Source organism: Oleiphilus sp. HI0080, from assembly GCF_001635135.1.
The window spans coordinates 1-2,875 of the sequence record NZ_LWFU01000504.1 but is presented as its reverse complement, the minus strand read 5'-3'; the positions used below and the strand labels follow the sequence as shown (position 1 = coordinate 2,875).

2 protein-coding genes are annotated in these 2,875 nt (G+C 48.7%); both read right to left on the bottom strand.

Going from position 1 to position 2,875, the window contains the following annotated elements:
- Positions 1 to 1,750 (bottom strand): GAF domain-containing protein (locus A3751_RS10580; protein WP_156492379.1); only part of this gene is annotated, 1,750 nt, incomplete at its 3' end.
- Positions 1,751 to 2,023: 273 nt separating this feature from the next.
- Positions 2,024 to 2,875: methyl-accepting chemotaxis protein (locus A3751_RS10575; RefSeq protein ID WP_231876874.1), on the bottom strand; the 852-nt coding region annotated here is incomplete at its 5' end.

The following is a 2,875-nucleotide window of genomic DNA, read 5'->3' as shown; positions in this document are numbered from 1 at the left end:
CGCCTGAGGCGGTAAATTTGATGGCGTTATTTATGATGTTTGAGATGATTTGCCGCACTCTGACGGGATCTCCGAGGACGTTCGGATGGTTCACTCCGGTCGTGTCAGAGACAAGTTTTAGCTCTGCGTCAGGGGGGATCGTGTGCGAGAGCACGTTGATGATTTCATTGATTTGATCGCGCAAGTTAAAGTTAATCGATTCGATATCAAGCTTGCCGGCATCAATTTTTGAAACATCTAAAACGTCATTTATGACAACTAAAAGAGATTCGGCGCTACGGATTGCAATATCGAGTTGCTTGCTTTGCTCTCTGTTCAAACCGGAGTTCTTAAGCACCTGCAACATACCAATGACACCGTTCATCGGGGTCCGAATTTCATGGCTCATGTTCGCCAAGAACTCGCCCTTTGCACGAGCCGCATGCTCGGCTGCGTTTTTGGCCGCCTCAAGCTTCTCCAAGGTTGTCACTTTCTCTGTGATGTCGTAGTTGACGCCAATGACTTTGATTGCTTTTCCCGAGTTGTCTCGGAAAACCTCAGCACTTGTTTTCAACCAGCGTATTTCGCCATTCGGACGCACAATTCTATATTCCGGGTCGTATTTTCCCTCGCCTGAAACGGCGCGTTCGAATTGAGAATTCGCATGCTCGATGTCATCCGGGTGAAGGCGATTCTCCCAAGCTTCCGTTGCTCCGGAAAACTCGTCTTCGGAGGTATCGTAAAGTCGATACATCCATTCATCCCATGTCATTTCATCTGTGCTGAGATTCCACTCCCAGACGCCGATTGCGGCCGAATCATTGGCCAACCTCATGCGTGATGTTTGGGAGGCTGAATGCTCGATTGCTTCTTTTAGGGCGTTGTCGGCTTTTACTCTTTCATCTATGTCTTGAAAAGACCCATAGAGGCGGACACACTTTCCATCCCTCAATTCCGCTCTACCCAAGGCTGCGACCCAAAGCTCATTGCCTTTTGCTGTCACGATCTGGAGCTCAAGGTTCCAGGGTGTACCCTCTTCCATGGCGGATTTGACCGCTGACTCAATGCGTTCTCGGCTCTCTCCTTCTTTATAGAATTGGATTCCTTCCTCTAGACAGGGTGTGTAATCCGGCCCTACCTCATGGATTTCCTTCGTCATGCTAGACCAAGTCACAGCTCTATTTTCTATGTCTACTTCCCACGCACCAATGCGAGCCAAAGAACCCATTGATTCTAGAAGACCTTGATAACGAAAAAGATCGCGCTCAGCTTTGCTCCGCGAAAGCTCATTGCCAATCCATTGGGCAAAGAGGCGAATGAGCTCCATATCATCAGATGAGAAAGGGGTATCGCGGACGTCGGGGCTTGAGAAATTAAGCGTTCCGAATCGTTCGCCTGAGACTTCTACAGGCACACCAATATAGCTCTCTAAGCCAAATGCGGAGTAGCAAGGATGACTGTTGATAGAGCTTTTACCCGCGTGGTGAAATGCAGTAGGGCCATTGGCACTGAGCGTGTGGCAGCAATAGGTTTGTCCTAGTTCAAACGTGTCGCCGGGGTTTACCTCTGCGTTTGGAGTGTCAGAATACTCAACGATATATTGATCACCCGATATTCGGCTGACAATCGCAAGCGGCAAGCCAAATGTCTCTTTGCCGAGTTTGAGTAATTGTTGGGTCTTCTCATCAATGCTTAGTTGCGTATTCGACGTGATCGAATGAAGTTCTCTAAGGGTGTGGACCACTCCTTGGTTGCCGACTGGATTTTCCATAAACTTTCTTGCCTTTTCCCGTCTTGAGAATCTTTCAATGATTGAAGCTTCTTTGTTGTAAAAGCCAACTGGCTCGGTCCTTGAGTATAGTCTTAAAAACTCGTTGCTGTAGAGGGCATAGCGCTGGTCTTTTGCTTCTAGTGTCTATGCCGAAGGCGCCACACTTTGTCGGCTGAGCGTGGATATAGAGAGCATTTGACAGGGGAGGGGGAGAGCGTCATCGATCAACGAGCACCAGGGTATGGTGCTCGTTGGCAAATGAACGGGCTGTATTTATGTCTTGAAGCGAGATTTGATTGATTCCAACTGTTTCGCGTTGTGGTCGAGATCGCCAATCATTTGCTTGCTGCTACCAATCTGTGTGTTCATGTCGGACGCAGAGTGCACGATTTCACTGAGATTTTGGCTGATTTCGGCGGTAACGGTGCTTTGCTCATTTGCGGAGGTTGAAATGAATTGGTTCATCTCGTTTATTTGGTTTATCGCCTGTTCGACCTGCTCAATTAACTCCAAGCTGTTATGCGTGTTATCAACGCAAGTTTTCACTAAGCCCTGACTTGCTTGAATCGCGGTTACAGCCGTACTACTGCCTTTTTGCAGACTTTCAATCATGTTATTGATTTGTTCCGTCGCTTGTTGGGTGCGCATTGCAAGAGAACGGACTTCGTCTGCGACAACTGCAAAGCCGCGGCCTTGTTCGCCTGCTCGAGCCGCTTCGATGGCTGCGTTTAACGCAAGCAGGTTCGTTTGCTCTGCAATTCCTCGGATGACATTCAGTAGCGAGCCAATTTCGGTTGTTTCTTCATCCAGCGAGGCAATGGTTTCCGCTGCACTCGCAATTTGGTTGTCGAGGCTGAGAATATCATTCTCGGTCGTAGTGCTGGATTGACGACATGCTTGTGAGTTTTGATATGCTTTCTCGGCTGCGTCCGCAGCTTGACCTGCGTTTGCCGCTACTTCGCTGGCTGACGCAGTCAATTCTTCAACGGCACTGGCGATCATGTCCGTTTGTTGTTGCTGAGTGCTTGATAAGGTTTGGAGGTTGTTACTAATCGTGACTAGCTGCTCAGCGGTAATATGGACAGACTCTGAATTACTGGCGACGCGCGAGACCAGTTCATTCAC